This is a genomic window from Xenorhabdus sp. PR6a (assembly GCF_028599065.1).
Taxonomy (GTDB): domain Bacteria; phylum Pseudomonadota; class Gammaproteobacteria; order Enterobacterales; family Enterobacteriaceae; genus Xenorhabdus; species Xenorhabdus doucetiae.
In genome coordinates, this window is record NZ_JAQRFJ010000215.1 from 1 (window position 1) to 529 (window position 529).

A 529-nucleotide genomic window follows, 5' to 3' on the forward strand; every position below is an offset into this window, starting at 1 on the left:
CACCGATAAAAAATGCCACTATTAACCACGTTCAGTGGCTAACCGATCCGAAAACCGGCGCGGATTCTGGCTTACAGTTTATTGACTGGGAGCAATCAGACGCGGTTGAAATTGATGAGAATGGGCATTTTAAACGTAAGCCTACCTTAATTAGTACTCAGCCACATAAAGGAGTCAAAGTGTACCTGCAACTGGATGGCCAGCCGCCGCAATACGTGGGTGAGGTCAGTTTTGATGAAAAGCCCGCTAGTTTTCATGTGGGTAAAGTGACGGTTTCACCGGCAGTACCGTCACTCATCGCCAATGGTGCTCAAACTTACACCTACGGTGCGGTTATTTTGGATGACAATAACAATCCGGTGAAAAATCAGAAAATTGCTGATGTGAACTGGAGCAAAGATAAGGATCAAGCTGGACTTATTTGGCATCCATCAAATGGCGATGTTACAACAGATGAAGAGGGAAAATTAACGGCAACCGCAACCTTGGCCAGTACCGTGGCAATCAAGGATGTCTTGATTTCACTGGC

Annotated in this window: 1 protein-coding gene; it reads left to right on the forward strand. The window is 45.9% G+C overall.

Annotated elements, in window-relative coordinates:
* Positions 1–529: Ig-like domain-containing protein (locus tag PSI15_RS18420; RefSeq protein ID WP_273584776.1), on the forward strand; the 529-nt coding region annotated here is incomplete at both ends.